Origin of the sequence: Aeromonas sp. 603404 (genome assembly GCF_049171775.1) — a bacterium.
GTDB lineage: Bacteria > Pseudomonadota > Gammaproteobacteria > Enterobacterales > Aeromonadaceae > Aeromonas > Aeromonas veronii_A.
The window spans coordinates 405653-420330 of record NZ_JAAKPE010000001.1 but is presented as its reverse complement, the minus strand read 5'-3'; the positions used below and the strand labels follow the sequence as shown (position 1 = coordinate 420330).

The 14678-nt window shown below is 59.9% G+C and carries 13 protein-coding genes; 10 read left to right on the top strand and 3 right to left on the bottom strand.

What is annotated here, in order from left to right; genetic code table 11:
• The first annotated feature begins 6 nt into the window (after positions 1-6).
• From G5306_RS01780 to G5306_RS01740, 9 genes are read left to right on the top strand one after another with little or no spacing between them, the layout of a single operon-like run.
• Positions 7-1779: a phage tail tape measure protein gene (locus tag G5306_RS01780; RefSeq protein ID WP_421312177.1), complete on the top strand. Its 1773-nt coding sequence runs from the start codon at positions 7-9 to the stop codon at positions 1777-1779.
• Positions 1779-2102 (top strand): DUF2590 family protein, encoded by a 324-nt coding sequence (locus G5306_RS01775; protein WP_421312176.1) that lies wholly within the window; start codon positions 1779-1781, stop codon positions 2100-2102. Before G5306_RS01780 ends, G5306_RS01775 begins: the two co-directional genes overlap by 1 nt.
• A complete protein-coding gene (locus tag G5306_RS01770; protein WP_421312175.1) occupies positions 2099-3286 on the top strand; it encodes a baseplate J/gp47 family protein in 1188 nt (395 codons plus the stop codon). Before G5306_RS01775 ends, G5306_RS01770 begins: the two co-directional genes overlap by 4 nt.
• Positions 3279-3878, top strand: coding sequence for a phage tail protein (locus G5306_RS01765; RefSeq protein WP_421312174.1), 600 nt, complete (start codon positions 3279-3281; stop codon positions 3876-3878). Before G5306_RS01770 ends, G5306_RS01765 begins: the two co-directional genes overlap by 8 nt.
• On the top strand, positions 3878-5890 hold the full coding sequence (locus G5306_RS01760; protein WP_421312172.1) for a phage tail protein: 2013 nt from the start codon (positions 3878-3880) through the stop codon (positions 5888-5890). The genes G5306_RS01765 and G5306_RS01760 overlap by 1 nt, the downstream gene beginning before the upstream one ends.
• Before the next feature lie 19 nt (positions 5891-5909).
• The gene (locus tag G5306_RS01755; RefSeq protein ID WP_421312171.1) at positions 5910-6434 is read left to right on the top strand and encodes a tail fiber assembly protein; all 525 of its coding nucleotides are present in this window, start codon (positions 5910-5912) and stop codon (positions 6432-6434) included.
• Positions 6431-7312, top strand: a complete 882-nt coding sequence (locus G5306_RS01750) for a hypothetical protein (RefSeq protein WP_421312169.1) — start codon at positions 6431-6433, stop codon at positions 7310-7312. The genes G5306_RS01755 and G5306_RS01750 overlap by 4 nt, the downstream gene beginning before the upstream one ends.
• Positions 7309-7869, top strand: a complete 561-nt coding sequence (locus tag G5306_RS01745; protein WP_421312167.1) for a hypothetical protein — start codon at positions 7309-7311, stop codon at positions 7867-7869. The genes G5306_RS01750 and G5306_RS01745 overlap by 4 nt, the downstream gene beginning before the upstream one ends.
• Positions 7866-9476: a hypothetical protein gene (locus G5306_RS01740; protein WP_421312165.1), complete on the top strand. Its 1611-nt coding sequence runs from the start codon at positions 7866-7868 to the stop codon at positions 9474-9476. The genes G5306_RS01745 and G5306_RS01740 overlap by 4 nt, the downstream gene beginning before the upstream one ends.
• Before the next feature lie 13 nt (positions 9477-9489).
• On the opposite strand, the gene G5306_RS01735 is transcribed toward G5306_RS01740, so the two are convergent.
• From G5306_RS01735 to G5306_RS01725, 3 genes are all read right to left on the bottom strand, one after another.
• Positions 9490-10032 carry a hypothetical protein gene (locus G5306_RS01735; RefSeq protein ID WP_421312163.1) on the bottom strand — a complete coding sequence of 181 codons (543 nt, stop codon included), beginning with the start codon at positions 10030-10032 and terminating at the stop codon, positions 9490-9492.
• Positions 10029-11081, bottom strand: coding sequence for a type VI secretion system PAAR protein (locus G5306_RS01730; RefSeq protein WP_421312161.1), 1053 nt, complete (start codon positions 11079-11081; stop codon positions 10029-10031). Before G5306_RS01730 ends, G5306_RS01735 begins: the two co-directional genes overlap by 4 nt.
• A gap of 832 nt (positions 11082-11913) precedes the next feature.
• Positions 11914-12720 carry a crotonase/enoyl-CoA hydratase family protein gene (locus G5306_RS01725; RefSeq protein WP_216953774.1) on the bottom strand — a complete coding sequence of 269 codons (807 nt, stop codon included), beginning with the start codon at positions 12718-12720 and terminating at the stop codon, positions 11914-11916.
• 168 nt (positions 12721-12888) lie between these two features.
• Here G5306_RS01725 and G5306_RS01720 point away from each other — a divergent pair, with 168 nt between their 5' ends.
• Positions 12889-14676 carry a putative nucleotidyltransferase substrate binding domain-containing protein gene (locus G5306_RS01720; protein ID WP_421312160.1) on the top strand — a complete coding sequence of 596 codons (1788 nt, stop codon included), beginning with the start codon at positions 12889-12891 and terminating at the stop codon, positions 14674-14676.
• The last annotated feature ends 2 nt before the right edge of the window (positions 14677-14678 follow it).

Sequence of the window (14678 nt, the reverse complement as noted above, 5' to 3'; positions counted from 1 at the left end):
CGACCTATGGCCTGGATGGAAAAATTGATGATGCAGGTGGCTTTGGTGGATCAGGTCACCAAACCCCTTGCTGGCATCAATGCCCAGATGGACAAGGTCAGCAAGGCTGGCCGTCAGGGCTGGAGCAGCATGGCAATGGGGGCCACCACGGTGGCCGCCGGTGGCCTGGCGATCCAGTCAGCCCTGGGCCCGGCCATCGAGATGGACCGGGCACTGGCCGAGGTGGCCTCGCTCGATGTGCAAAAGGAGGTGCTCGGGGCGCTCGGGCGCGAGGCGTTGAAACTCTCTATCCAGTACGGGGAGTCGGCCACCGAGATTGTCCGCTCCTCCTACGATATCCAGTCGGCGATTGCGGGGCTGGAGGGGAACGAGCTGCCCGCCTTCACCCGAGCATCGACCACCCTGGCCAAGGCGACCAAGGCCGACACCGCCACCATCACCAACTACATGGGCACCATGTACGGCATCTTCGAGCAGCAGGCCAAGCAGATGGGCAAAGCCAACTGGGTCGAGGATGTGGCCGGCAAGACCGCGCTCGCGGTGCAACTTTTCAAGACCACCGGCCAGGGCATGGCCGACGCGTTCGGGGCAATTGGTGCCAACGCCACCGCCGCCGGCATTGCAATGGATGAGCAGTTTGCCGTGCTCGGCCAGCTGCAGGCCACCATGAGCGGCGGCGAGGCCGGTACCAAGTTCAAGGCGTTTCTGGCAGGCGTCGGCAATGCCCAGAAGGCGCTCGGCATCCAGTTCACCGATGCCGCGGGCAACATGCTGCCGGTGCTCACCATGCTGGACAAGCTCAAGGCGCGCTATGGCGACACCCTGAGCGTGGCCGAAGGGGACGAGCTCAAGAAGGCATTCGGCTCGGATGAGGCGGTCAGCATGATCAAGCTCCTGATGACCAACACCAAGGCGCTAGCCACCAACATCAATGCGCTGGCCAACACCCACGGCATGGGCAAGGCCGAGCAGATGGCCGCCGCCATGACTGACCAGTGGCAGCGGGTCGAGCAAGCCTGGTTTGCCATCCGCGCCGCCGCGTTCGGGGTGGTGCTACCTGCCATCAATGCGGTGGTGGGGGTCTTTGCCGACGGTGCCAACGAGGTGCTGCGTTGGACGCATCTTTTCCCGAACCTGACCAAGGTCATCAGCTATGCCCTGCTGGCCATCGTGGGTTTGAGCATGGTCACCGGTACCTGGATGCTGATCGCCGGCTTGGCCAAGCTGGCCACCCTGGGGCTCGGCATCGCCTGGTCCATCATCACCGCCCCGCTTGCCTTGCTCAATGCCGGGATGGCGACCTTTCGCGCCATCCTGCTGGCGGTCAACATCGCCATGTATGCCAACCCTGTAGGCCTGATCGTGGCGGGCATCGTGCTGCTGATCGGTACCGTGGCGGCGGCCATCTACTACTGGGACGACCTGAAAAAGAGCATGGCCGACTGGAGCGTGTTCAAGCTGCTCGGGCAGGCAGTGGATTGGCTGGTCGAGAAGCTGAACATGATCCCGGGCGTCAATATCGAGATGGGCAGCATGCCGGATCTCAACCTGCCCAATCAGGAGAACATCAACGCTCCCCTCGCCCGCTTTAGCCAGGGTAGCCAAAGCCGCGTACCGGCGGGCGGGCTGGGCCAGCAGTTGATCCAGGCCAACGCGGCCGCGACCACCGCCAACCAGAAGCCGCCCAAGTACCTGAGCATCGGGGAAGTGCACATGCACAACCAGAACCCGATGACCCCTGAGCAGATGGCCGAAAACGCCTGGCTGGAGACCCCGTGATGAGCGACGCCAAGTACATCGACATTTTGGTGGTAAACGGGGCCTGGCAACTCGATGCCGGCGGCCAGCCCCGTTACACCCGGGACCGCCACAGCATCGGCCAGGACATCAAGCACCGGATCATGGAGTCGGGGCTGGCCCGCAAGCTGATTGGCGAGCGCAGCCCGACCTTGCGCGCCGATGTGATGACCGAGATCGAGCTGCTGGTTGAGAACGACGAGCGACTGGTGCCCGGCACCATCGTGATCCGCGAAGAGGCCCCCGAGCGGGTGCTGGTCACCGCCCGCACCTATGAATTTGGCGATCTGGAGGTAACCCTGTGAACCTGCGCCCCAACGTGGATTTTATGGCCCTGCTGGCCGAGACCGGCGTACCGACCACCGAGCAGGCCATGGAAGCCGAGCTTAAAAAAGAGGTCGAGGCCGCCGGATCCCTTATCACCAACGACAGCGATGTGAGCCCCTTCTGGCGGCTGGTACGCGGCGTGGTGATCACCCCGGCGCTCTGGCTTATCCGCACCCTCTTGGCCGGCCATGTGCTGCCCAACACCTTTGCCGCCACCGCCACCGATGCCTATCTCGACCTCAAGGCATGGGATGTGGACTTGACCCGCAAGGGCGCCCAGAAGACCCGCGGGGTGATCAACTTCGTCAAGGCCAACCCGAGCGAAGCGGTCACCATCCCGGCCGATATCTGGGTCAGCACCGAGCGCATCAACGGCACCATCTACCGGGTCAAGCCGTTGCAGGCGGTGGTGAGCCCGGCCGGTGAAGCGGTGGCTCGCGTGGTGTGCGAGGCCGAGTTCGCGGGCGCGGCCTGGAATCTGGCCCCGGGCTACTACAACCTGCTGAGCGAACCGGTCACCGGCATCTTGTCGGCCCGCAACGATGACAAGGAGTGGATCACCACCCAGGGCGCCGATGCCGAGAGTAACGATGCCCTGGGCCTGCGTATTCAGAACCAGTTCTCGGCGGTGGGTCGCTATCACATTGATGCCATTTACCGCTCCATGCTGGCGAGCATCGCCGGCATTCGCGCCGATCACATCTTCTTCGAGCATGAAGCGCCGCGGGGCCCGGGCACCGCCAACGCTTACATCCTGCTGGAGGTGGGCGCTACCCCGGCCAGCCTGATTGCCCAGCTTAACGACTACGTGGGCCGCCAGGGCAACCATGGCCACGGCGACGACCTGTTCGTGATGGCGATGCCAGAGACTCAGCACAGCCTCACGCTGGAGCTGTGGCCAGTGGCCAACCTCACCGACGAGCAGAAGGCTGCCCTCAAACAGGGCGCTGAATCCCTGGTCAAAGCGGCGTTTCGTCAGTCGGGGGATTTTCCGAGTGTCACTCGCACCTGGCCGCGCTCACGTTTTTCCCTCTCGCAGCTGGCCCGCGAGCTGCACAGCCAGTTCCCGCAGCTGCAGAGCCTCAAGTTTGCACAAGATGACATCGTCTCGGGGCTGGCCATCCCGCGCCTGAACACGCTGGAGGTGACCCTCTATGACTAACCCGACCCCGCTTGAACACAATAGCCAAGCGCCGCGGCTCCCCGATGCCAGCGCCCCTTGGTGGGAGGATGGCTACACCATCAGCCCGGCCCACGCCGAGCCCGGGTTTCTGGCCAAGGGCATCAACGCCTTCTGGCTACGGCTCAAGGGGTGGCTGTTGCTGCCGCTCGCCCAGCAAGACCCGCTCACCTGCTCGGAGTCCCTGCTGGCACTGCTCGCCTGGGAGCGGGACATCAGCCGTTTTAATGGTGAGCCGCTGCCGCTCTTTCGCAAGCGGGTCAAGTTTGCCTTTGTAAATGCCCGGGACGCCGGCGAGGTAGCAGGCTTTAAGCGCATCTTCGAGCGCCTTGGCATCGGCTGGTGCGACATCCACGAACGGCAAGAGGGAGCGCCCTGGGACGTCATCACCATCGAGGTGACCGACAGCGCCCTCGCCGGCAACCAGCAACTGATGGAAACCCTGATTCAACACTATGGCCGCACCTGCCGCCGCTATCGGTTTCAGGTGGTTTACCCAGTAACCAGCACCCTGCGCTTTGGTCGCATCGACATGAGTCAGCAAGTGTTTGGCGCGACGCTTAAGAGGAACTAATGAGCCAGATCATTACCAACGCCTTCTCCCGCTACTGGCAGGAGTGCCTGACAAACCAGACGCCGGTGGTGCTCGATGAGTTCGTGCTGGCCAATGTGCCGGATCTCGATCCTGCCGCTCCCATCAACCCGGATAGCGGATTACCGCCGGCGGGCCAGATTGTGCACCGCCATGAGGTGGATCAGCGCGGGCGCATCAACAACGATGCGGTGGCCTACACCATCGTGATGGATACCACGGTCGGCGATTTCAGCTTTAACGCCATGTACCTCATCAACAAAGCCACCGGTGTGGTGGGGATGATTGTGTACAAGGGGCTGGAGACCAAGCTCAAGACCAATGAGGCCACCGGCCAGACCGGCAACAACCTGGTCAAATCCATGTTGATGGAGTACGACCGCGCCGCCGAGGCGACCGCTACCCATGTGGACGCCAGCACCTGGCAGATTGACTATGCCGCACGCCTACGCGGAATGGACGATGATCTGCGCCTGCAGGCGCTGCAGTTCTTCGGGCCTGCCACCTTCTACGGGGATGGCTTTAACTTGGGTTACGCATCGGGGGTCTACAAGGTACAACCCGGGGTGGCCTATGTCGGCGGCCTGCGTGCCGAGCTCAACGAGGTGAAGAAAATCACCCCGGGCGCCAAGCCAGTGGGTCTCTGGCTCGATATCTACCGGGCGGGCTCGCTGCTCGATGCCTGGGTGAACCACTTCACCCTAACCTTGAGCGTGCCGGATATGGTGGATTACCTGGACAGCAACGGCTATCAGCACCATGTGGCCAAAGTGGCGATCATCAACGCCGATGGTAGCGTGACCGACGTGCGCCGCAAGCGCACCATCGAGCTGACCGGCGATGTCACCGGCAAAGGCATTCTGGAGGATGCCAAGGGCGTCACCATCGCGGTGGAGATCAAGGACGGCAGCCATCGCCACAAATGGGGCGATCTGGACGATGTGCCGGAGCTCGCCCTCAAGCGTCACCGTCACCCTTGGGAAAATATCGACGAGGTACCGGCCGGTCTTGGTACCTATGCCGCGGCCACCACCAATGTGGCTACCCAGTTAAGAGAGAAGAGCGGGTTTTATAACGCGTCGAACGCCGCCAACGGCATGCCGTTTGGGAGCGAGTGGAAGTATTACTTCAACGCAGCCCACGCCAATGCCAGCGGATACAACGGCATGGTCGGGCTCGATTTTGCCGGCTCAGAAATGGGGTTTGCCACGGTTGAGAACGGCATTTTCAAAGGCTGGCGCCAGCTGTGGCACTCCGAAAGCAAGCGGATCCAAGTCAAGGCCGATGCCAACCCCATGTTCGAGATGCACATCCCGGGCAGACACGCCAGCGCGATGACTCTCCAACCAGATGGCTCTATTCATTGGTGGGGTACCGATGGTGCGGGGGGATGGGCAAATACAAGAGCCATCATGGCTTCAGGTTCCTTCCAGGTTGTCGGGTCTCATTGGGCGGCCAGTAACTCTCACGCCTATGCTGCCCAATGGGCAAACAATGCACCTTTTCACGTCGATTTTGGCGAAGTGCCGGGCGTGTCGGATTACTACCCGATCGTGAGGGGACGCAGCAGTGCAGCCAATGCCGGTTATCGAACCCAGGTTGAGCTCGGCATGCTGCGCTCGGGGAACGTTTGGGGGCAAGGCGTCCTTATGGTCGGAAGTGCTGAGCGAGCCACACCACAAGCAGTCTACACCTTTGACATCAACGGCAAATTTTATGCGCCGGGTGGAGTGCATGACGCAGGCCAGCGAGTCTACAGCCCAAATAATCCGCCCTCATGGTGGTCTATTACCAACAGGCCCCAGGTTGTTGAAGATATCCGCTTTACCGCCATGGTCATCAGGCAATACCCCGAAAGCGCCTCTATCTCCGAGTTTGGCAGTGGCGTCATTGTGACTGCAGCGACCTATGCCGAATTTGCCGATGTGTGTACTCAAGCGACGCGCCAGTTACAAAAGCTCATTAATGGCACTTGGGTGACGATCGCCTACTAAACCAAGGGGGAGTAAAAAATTGAAAGTTATTCACCATTACCTCGGATTTGAGACCTACCAGATTGAGCAAGGCGTGATGTTTTGCCGAGACAGTCAAAACAACGACTGGTACGACATATCCCGCACCATGTCCAACGATGTAAAGGTGCTTCATATGTTACTGGACGACAACCGGGTGTGTTCAACGTCTCGAGACCACTCCATGCTCTATCCGGCTGGTTTTGACGTAGTGAGCGTTCGGTTAAACAAGTCAGACAAAGAACCTGTTTGTGGCGATTTCATTGAAATCGTCGGTGACGAGCTAACGATTGTCCCGCCGCCAATCCACATCGTTGAAGCTACCGCCAATAACGAACGAGCGCGTTTACTCAACATTGCTGATGCGTATATCGGACCACTACGGGATGCAAAAGAGATGGGACAGGCAAGCGAAGAGGAATTGGCTCGCCTGTTTGCCTGGCAGGAATACCGCATTGAGCTGATGCGCCTCCCCCAATCGGAGGGATGGCCTAGCGATGTGACTTGGCCGGACACCCCGCAATGAGTTGGACGAAAGGCATGCTGCACTGGCCTGCCAGCACCGGGGCGATACACACCAGCGCCAGCGGGGTGCTTGGCCAACTACCTGACAGCCAAGGTGGCGCCGTGGCTCGCTTACAGGCTCTGGCACCCAAGGCGCACTACCGCCCCACACCCATCAGCCGTGCCGCTGCCGTGCTGGCAGGACTGCGGGCAGAGCTCGACAGGCTGCTGGTCACCGGTCGCTGCCTGACCGTGACTCCATATCAGCATGGGGTGGGCCAGCACCAGGGCAACCAGTACAGCCTCGCCGCCCCCAACGCGGTGGCCACCCTTGTCGCCAAGCTGCAGGACGGCGCAGATCCACTGCTGCCAACTGGCCAGCTGTACGCCATCGCGTGGCTGGTCACCGGTAACAGTGAGCCCGCCTTGGCCGATGCCTTGTCGCCACTTTGTGCCATCCTGCCGCTGCCGGAGTGGTGCGCTACTCTGCGCCGCCTCACGGCCAACAACGATTCCATGAGCAAACCCACCGCCGCCAAGGTGCCACGCTGGAAAGCAGATGAACCGCTGGTATGGGATCCGCTGCGCTCGGCTCGCTCACTGCTTGGGGCCGAGATCGCCCAGCTGGAGAGCCTGGCACAGGGGGCCACCACCCCGATCGCCATGCTGGCCACATTGGCAGAACGCCGCGCGGCCAAGCTAGCCGAGCTGGAGAAGGCTCTCGACCAGCTGGCGACCATCAGCGGCCAGCTGTGGCACTGGCAGGGACGAGGCGATGCGGCAAGCCTGGCCGCCCAACTGGGCCAGAGCAGCCCGCCAGACCATAGCCACAGCATGACGGTCGGCGCCCTGCTGCTCTCCCCCTCCACGCCCACCTTCTGGCAGGAGTTAACCCGATGAGCAGAACAGCCATGCTCACCCTGGACGGTGAGCCCATTGTGATGAAGTCGATGCGGATCACCGCATCGATGAAGTTTCAGGACAAGGACAGTAGCGGCCAGACCAGCTCGACCAGCAGCTCGGAGCAAGGGGCCAAAGCCAAGGAGCTCGATATCTCGGGCCTTATCCCCTTCAAGGATGAGCAGACCCTGAGCCGGTTGTTTGAGCTGGCCGATGCCAAAGGGGATGGCGGCAAGCGCCATATCTACCGGGTCGGGTCGCTCCTGGCCAAGTCAGTGAAGGTGCGTCAGGCCAAGTTCGCAGGGCGTATCACCGCCAGCGAACAGGAGGGGCTGCTGGCGTGGCAAGTGCAGTTCACCCTGCGCGAACACAACTCGGTACCCGAGAAGCGGGAACAGCGGATGCCAAAGGCGCCCGCTACCGTGGGCCAGGGCAGCGCCAACACCAAACCGGCCAAGCCATCAGAGGGAGCGCCCGCCTCCGAGCAGGAACAGCTGAGCTCGTGGGAGCAAGCCATCAAGGGGCTGGATAACAAACTGGGAGACCTGATGGCATGAAACTCTCGACCAACCTCACCCTGGGCGGGCAACCGGCCAACCTCATCGACCACGATATCGTGCTGGATCTCTGCGCAGGCGGCCGCGCCGCCCTCATCATCGAGGGGAACGCGGAGAAGGGACAAACCCTGACCGTGGATCTGGGCTACAACAGCGAGCTGCGCCGCTGGTTTACCGGATACGTCTATGACGTGCAACCCGCCAGCAATGACGCCAGCAAGCTTCTGTGCCGAGAACTGGCTGGGATACTGGGGAGTGCATTTCCGGTCAGCCTTCAGCACGCAACCCTGCGCGGCCTACTGGCCTGGTTAAGCGATCAGACCCAGCTCACCTTTTTGCTGCCTGACGGGACCGACTATACCGATCGGCCTATCCCAAACTTCACCAGTGCCGGTACCGGCTATCAGCTGCTGAACAACGCCGGCCGCGCCTTTGCAGTTCCGGACTTCATCTGGCATCAACAACCGGATGGCGCCATCTTTGTGGGCAGTCACGCCCACAGCCGCTGGGCTGAACGGGCGGTAGAACTGGATCCGGCCTTCTCCGGCCGCCAGGCGGGCAACACCCTCACCACGGCGCCGATCCCGGCCATGCGCCCGGGCGCTATCGTCAACGGCAAACGGGTGGTGCGGGTACGCCTCAAGGGTGATGAGATGACCCTCACCACGGCAACCCCCGGCAAACCGGTGAAGTCTCCGGAGCGGCGCAAGATGGAGGGCGAGTTCCCGGAGCTGGCCGACCAGATGCACCTGCCCAAGTTCGGACGGGTCGAGGCCATCAGCGACAGCGCGACCGCTGGCCAGCTCAATGATCCGTTTCGCCCACGCTATGCGGTGGACGTGCAACTGTTGGGGGAAGATGGCCAGCCGGACAAGGCCGCCCCACTCTATCGCGCCGTGCCGCTGCCGGTGATGTTCGGCGGGCCAGAGCAGGGACTGCTGCAGTTCCCCATCGAGGGAACCATCGTCGAGCTGGGGTTTGCCTTCGGGCGAGCTGACCGGCCATTTATTCGCACCGTGCTGGGCTCGGGCTGGCCGCTGCCGGACATTGCCCCGGGCGAACAGCTCCAGCAGCTGCGGGCCGAGGTGTTCAGCCGCACCGATACCGTGGGCAACCAGAGTCGCCACACCGACCGCCGCCAACATGACAAGGCGATGCGGATGCACCGCGAGGCGGACGACTACCAGGGCGAGTTCGGCCAACACCGGCTAACAACCATGCAGCACAGCGTGGAGCAGATAGGGGCGATGAAGCGCATCGAGGCGCTCGGGGCCATCGAGCTGCTGGCCGGTGATGACTTGGTGGCGGGGTGCCTGGGTAACATGAACCAGACCGCAGCGGGGGACCTGGTGGAGGTGATCGGGCAACTGCGCCGCAGTGTGGCCGGAGAGCTGCAGCACTTTGAGGCGCCACGTTCGTGGATGGGCAGCGAGGAGGTAAACATCTTCGGGCTGCTGCTCCAGCTGATGAACCTGGTGGAGCAACTGGCCGCAACCACCGCGAGCCATACACACGGCGGGCCAGCCCCCACCAATGCCGAGACGTTCAATGGCCAGAGCAAGCAAGCCGGCCAGTTGGCTGATGTCCTATCACCTATGATCGAATAAAAAGAAAGGGCCATTAAGGCCCTTTCTTTTGCTCAAACATTTCACTGTTTAGCTTATCTTTCAGCTCCTCAAAAGACAGTTTGTCCAGAGCCTGATCCAGTTTCATGAGGCCATGGGCCGCACAATTTTGTGAATAGAGTTCTTTTCCAAAACGCCAGCTAGTCTGTTTGACATAGCACTGCTCCCAACCTAACCGCTCAATGCTCGACATACTGACTTTCTGTGTCAGATAGCCGAAAAAACCAGCGAGAACGACTAGCGACATGATAATCACCAGTCGCTGCTTGCCAGCTTTAGAGGAGAGATTAGGCTCGGGGATATTCTTAGATAACATCAGCTTTCCCCCCGCATAAAGCATGAAGGGAGCGGCAAGCAAGCCAATGAAGATTGCAAACCATCCTCGCCAATCATTCATTCTGAATGGATCATCTGGTGTCTGTGCTAATAGAGCAGTGAATTCAGCACCAAATACCATGGCCATCCAGAGACTCGCACACCCAAAGAGGAACACAACCAAACCACTGGCCCGCATTTGCCATAAGACCTTTACTGTCATTCGAACTTCGCCTTAACCGCTTGCTTCATCATGTCTGAAAGTTTCGCCTCTTCATCAACAAAGTCGATTACTTTGCCTGCGGTGATAGTGGCTAAAGCAAACACTGTCCCTGTTAGCAAAATACCTGGGCCGAAAATTGTAGCAACAACGCCAGCCGCAATGATACCCACACCATTCGCCAGCGTCCCCTTCACGAGATCAATCCCTACATTACTGAAAAGATCCACCATCGTGGCTTCATCCCGAACAATGTAGTCAATGACATTAATGGAAACAGAGAATACAACATCAGCTAAAAAACCCATCTTGACCAAGTGAGCATTGGCTTTTGCACCTACGCCCAATCTAAGGATTTTCGGATTACTCGCCTTCCAGATATTACCCGGGATCGTTTTGTGAACCTGTTTGTAATTCTTGATGATCGTATAGGGCTCACCGTTAATAACCTTGGTATACGCAATTACCCCCATACCACCTAACCCCTTGGCGGTGGAATGAGCAAGACGAATTCTCTCACCTGCATCTTTAATAGACTTGGCATTACCCAAGTTATCTTTGGCATTGAGTTCTTTCCAAAGAGCTTGGAGTTCCTCGAATGTCAGGACTGCAACCGTTTGGGATGGCTGCGTATAGATAACATCGAGATTCTCACCAGTTAACGGATTGTAGGGGGGCCAAAAGCCAGGGGATGAGGCCGGTATCTCGACGGGAGCGGGTTGGGTCGTCATAGCGGACATGGCTGCTGCCCGAGCTGATGGAGCTCCATCACCAACAGTGACAGTCCCCCCACCAATGATCACCCCACCACAACTGACACTCTTTCCGGTAAATGCGAGTGGCTTTCCGTTTACAAAAACTGTTGCCGAGCCTTCTGCTATAGCTCTTGGATGTTCAGGTGTATTTGGCTTGTCATGAGGTTCAAGGGGATCGCCGACTCGCGCGGCAGGGATACCATCAATAAAGACGTCTGGAGAACCTGAAAGAATCTTGGTTGGTGGAAAACCATCATGGTCGGTGCCAATATCTCCGACCTTAGCCGCATTCCCCATAACTCAACGCTCCTATTCATTTCGACAAGAGCGAGCCACTCTAAGGAGTTACAAAAGACTCCGTCAAAGTTATAAACCGGAAGTTTTGAGTCAAGTCTCAAACCTAACCAACTCACGACACGATCTGACCAATAAAATGAGACTGCCTGACAGCACCAAAGCATGGCCAGGGAAAGGCGCCGCATGTATGGGCACCGTCAGGCAGGCGCACATCATACGCGAGGCACAGATCTAGGCACAGCAGCCAGAGAGCCGCGGACACCCCACGGCGGCGTCTGCGCCACGGAATCCGCGCTCATCCGCTCCCGCCTTCGGGCTTCACCAGGAAAATTTTTTGCAAAAGTGGATTACCGCAAAACCATATGCCCAGACCGCGCCAGATAAAGGATCTCTGGCGCGTTGAGGATCTGCAAAGAAGGATCTTTTTTGCAGGGTTTTGCAGTTTGAAGGCGGTGTGGATAGCCCCAATGAAAGCGTAAGTCATTGAATAAATTAGGATGGTCGTATTTTTCGTGGGGATCGGGCCTATAGGAAAGGATCCGGTTTGCTGCAGGAAAACAGCTCAAAGGCTTTTTGTTTCAGAAGGTTAGGTGCAAGAAGTGGTTCTTTGAGAACTGAAATTTTGAAGGGGAATGTGACCCAGATGTACTTGTTGGCTTATCTCACGGAAAATAGCAGCCTGTAAGATGTGGTTGGCCCTCTAAGCGTGGTCAGTTTGTCATAGCTGTGGGCACTTTGTGGACAAAGTAAAATTAAAACACTTACAAAACAACACATTATCAATGCATAAATGGCAGCCTCGGCTGCCATTTCTTTTTCCTGTCACCTCATCTCAGAGCGGATTGCGGCGCGGCCCGAAGGGCAGGCGCCAGCGAAACAGGCTGTTAAGGGTGGCCCGCCACTGATTGGGTCGCCCCAGGATCTGCTTTTGCAAGCGGGTCTCTTCCTTCAGCATCGCCTCATCGCTGCGGGCCCAGGCCTGACTGTAGAGCTGCTTGATCCCCGCCAGTGCATCCGGCGACTTGGTGATAAGAGTGCGGGCAAACTCCCGCGCCTCCACCAGCGGATCGGCGCAGACCCGACTCACCAGCCCGAGGGATTTGGCCTCGATGGCATCCAGCTCGCGCCCGCTCATGGCCAGCTCCATGGCGGTATCCACTCCCATCAGGTTGCGCATGGTGACGCTACCGCTCATATCGGGAATGATGCCCCACTTGATCTCCATCACCGAGAAGCGGCAATCGGGGGTGCTGAAGCGAAAATCGGCGCCGAGCGCAATCTGCAAGCCACCGCCAAAACAGACTCCCTGGGTCACCGCAATCACCGGCACCGGCAGCTGGTGCCAGCCATAGGCAACCCGCTGGGCCAGATTGGTCGCCTCGTCTGCTTCACGCTTGAGAATATCGAGCGCCGCTACCGGCTGTCTCAGCATGGATTTCACATCCAGCCCGGCGCAGAAGGCTCGCCCCTCGCCATGCAGGATCACCGCCCGCAGCCCCTTGTGCCGGGCGAGCTGCGTCAATGTCTCATCGATGGCGCTGAACATGGCGCGGTCCAGCGCATTGAGTTTGTCCCCCCGCGTCAGCATCACTTCGGCAATCCCGTCGTGGATCTCGCACTTGATCCTTGGTTTTTCCATCTCCCTTGTCCTCCCCTTGATCCCTGAAACTGACTCACTGGTCATACCACCACGTTATCAGAGTGTGAACAGGCGGTACAGCTGAGACTAAAGTCGGCTGGTCGCCTCCCCCTCCCTTTGTCACACTGGGAGCTGCATGAGTGCCGCAAGCCAGCAGAGGACGCTGTCATGTCAACCCTGTTCAATTTTGCCAGACCACCGTTCGACCGACTGGATGAGGAGGCGCGCGAGCAGCTCTCCCGCTACCTCTCGCTCTGCTATTTTCGGGCCGGGGATCTGCTGCTCAAGGAGGGGGACGAGCCTCCCGGCCTCTATCTCATTATCAAGGGGGCGGTGGAAGAGTCGGCCCCTCACCACCAGTTTGGTGATTACGGGGTCGATGACCTGTTCGATGTGCGCGCCCAGTTTGACGGCCGCTGCCGCAACCGCTTCACCGCGCTGGAAGATAGCCTCTGCCAACTCATTCCTCGCCACACATTTCTGACGCTCTGTGAGCAGGATCCGCAGTTTGCCAGCTACTTCACCGCCAATCTGGCCGAGCGCCAACGCCAGCAGGAACAACGCGAACAACTGGGGCAGAAGAATCTGGCGGAGTTTATCCTGACACGCATCGAACCGGGCCACCTGCAGGCACCGCTTATCGTCGACAGCAAGTTGTCACTGCTGGCGGCGACCGAAGCCATGGTGAGCAAGGGGACCGATTGCCTGCTCTACCCAGCCCACGACGGCTCCCTCACGCTGGCAACCCGCAAGACCTTGCTCCATGCCCTGACCCTCAAGGGATTGCCGCTGACGGCCCCCCTCTCGGTGCTGACCCCCACGCCGCTCATCGGTCTGCCGCTGGAGAGCTATCTGTTTGATGCCCTGCTGCTGATGACCCGCCATCGCATCAAGCGACTGGTGGTGTGGCGCGGCAACGAGGTGGCGGGGATCCTGCAACTGACCCAGGTGCTGGGGCTCTTCTCTACCCACTCCCACGTGCTGACCCTGCGCATTGCCCGCGCCGACAGCCTGCCGGCGCTGGAGGCGGTCGCCCGCGAGCAGCAACAATTGACCCGCTCGCTGTTTGCCCAAGGGATCCACACCGCCTTTTTGATGAAACTGATCGCCACCATCAATGAACAGCTGATCGCCAAAGCCTTTGCGCTGGTGATCCCCCCCGAGGTGCAGGATAAGGTCTGCCTGCTGATGCTGGGCTCGGAGGGGCGCGGCGAGCAGATCCTCAAAACCGATCAGGACAACGCCCTGATCCTGCCAGAGGGGCTGACATGGCCCACCCAGACAGCCGATCTGGCCGAATTCAGCGGCCTGCTGGAGCGACTCGGCTACCCGCTGTGCCCCGGGCAGGTAATGGTGAACAATCCGGCCTGGGTAAAAACAGGCGATGAGTGGCAAAGCGCCATTGCCAGCGCCTGCACCACGGCCAGTGAGGAGGAGCTGCTCTGGCTCGCCACCCTGGCCGATGCTCACCCCATCGCGGGGGATCTACAGCTGCATCTGCCTGTTGCCAGAGCGCTGCGCGAGCAGTTGGCGGACAGGCGGGATCTGCTGGCGGAGATGGTGCGACCGGCGGTGGCCTTCCATGCCCCACTCACCCTGTTTGGCAGGCTGGAGCAGCCACCGGAAGGGCTGGATCTCAAGCGGGGCGGCCTGTTCCCGCTGGTGCACGGCATCCGGATGCTGGCCCTTGAGGCAGGCATTCTTGAGACTTCAACCCTGGGGCGTATCGACGCACTGGTGGCCGCCGATCGGCTCAGTGCCGACTATGGCAGCAATCTGGCAGAGGCGTTTCGGCTCTTTATCCGGCTGAGGCTGCGTAGCCAGCTCAAGGGGGGCAATAGTCGGGTGCAGACAAGCGAGCTTAGCCACAGCGAACGGGATCTGCTGCGCCAGGCGCTGCATCAGGTGAAGAAGTTCCAGCAGTGGCTCACCTTGCACTTTCGTCTGAGACAATAGCC

Bases quoted from the DNA above. Each gene is read 5' to 3' on its own strand.
- G5306_RS01760 (WP_421312172.1), top strand. From the start codon at position 3,878: ATGAGCCAGATCATTACCAACGCCTTCTCCCGCTACTGGCAGGAGTGC.
- G5306_RS01780 (WP_421312177.1), top strand. From the start codon at position 7: ATGGCCTGGATGGAAAAATTGATGATGCAGGTGGCTTTGGTGGATCAG.
- G5306_RS01725 (WP_216953774.1), bottom strand. From the start codon at position 12,720: ATGGAAAAACCAAGGATCAAGTGCGAGATCCACGACGGGATTGCCGAA.
- G5306_RS01720 (WP_421312160.1), top strand. From the start codon at position 12,889: ATGTCAACCCTGTTCAATTTTGCCAGACCACCGTTCGACCGACTGGAT.
- G5306_RS01745 (WP_421312167.1), top strand. From the start codon at position 7,309: ATGAGCAGAACAGCCATGCTCACCCTGGACGGTGAGCCCATTGTGATG.
- G5306_RS01730 (WP_421312161.1), bottom strand. From the start codon at position 11,081: ATGGGGAATGCGGCTAAGGTCGGAGATATTGGCACCGACCATGATGGT.
- G5306_RS01775 (WP_421312176.1), top strand. From the start codon at position 1,779: ATGAGCGACGCCAAGTACATCGACATTTTGGTGGTAAACGGGGCCTGG.
- G5306_RS01765 (WP_421312174.1), top strand. From the start codon at position 3,279: ATGACTAACCCGACCCCGCTTGAACACAATAGCCAAGCGCCGCGGCTC.
- G5306_RS01735 (WP_421312163.1), bottom strand. From the start codon at position 10,032: ATGACAGTAAAGGTCTTATGGCAAATGCGGGCCAGTGGTTTGGTTGTG.
- G5306_RS01740 (WP_421312165.1), top strand. From the start codon at position 7,866: ATGAAACTCTCGACCAACCTCACCCTGGGCGGGCAACCGGCCAACCTC.
- G5306_RS01750 (WP_421312169.1), top strand. From the start codon at position 6,431: ATGAGTTGGACGAAAGGCATGCTGCACTGGCCTGCCAGCACCGGGGCG.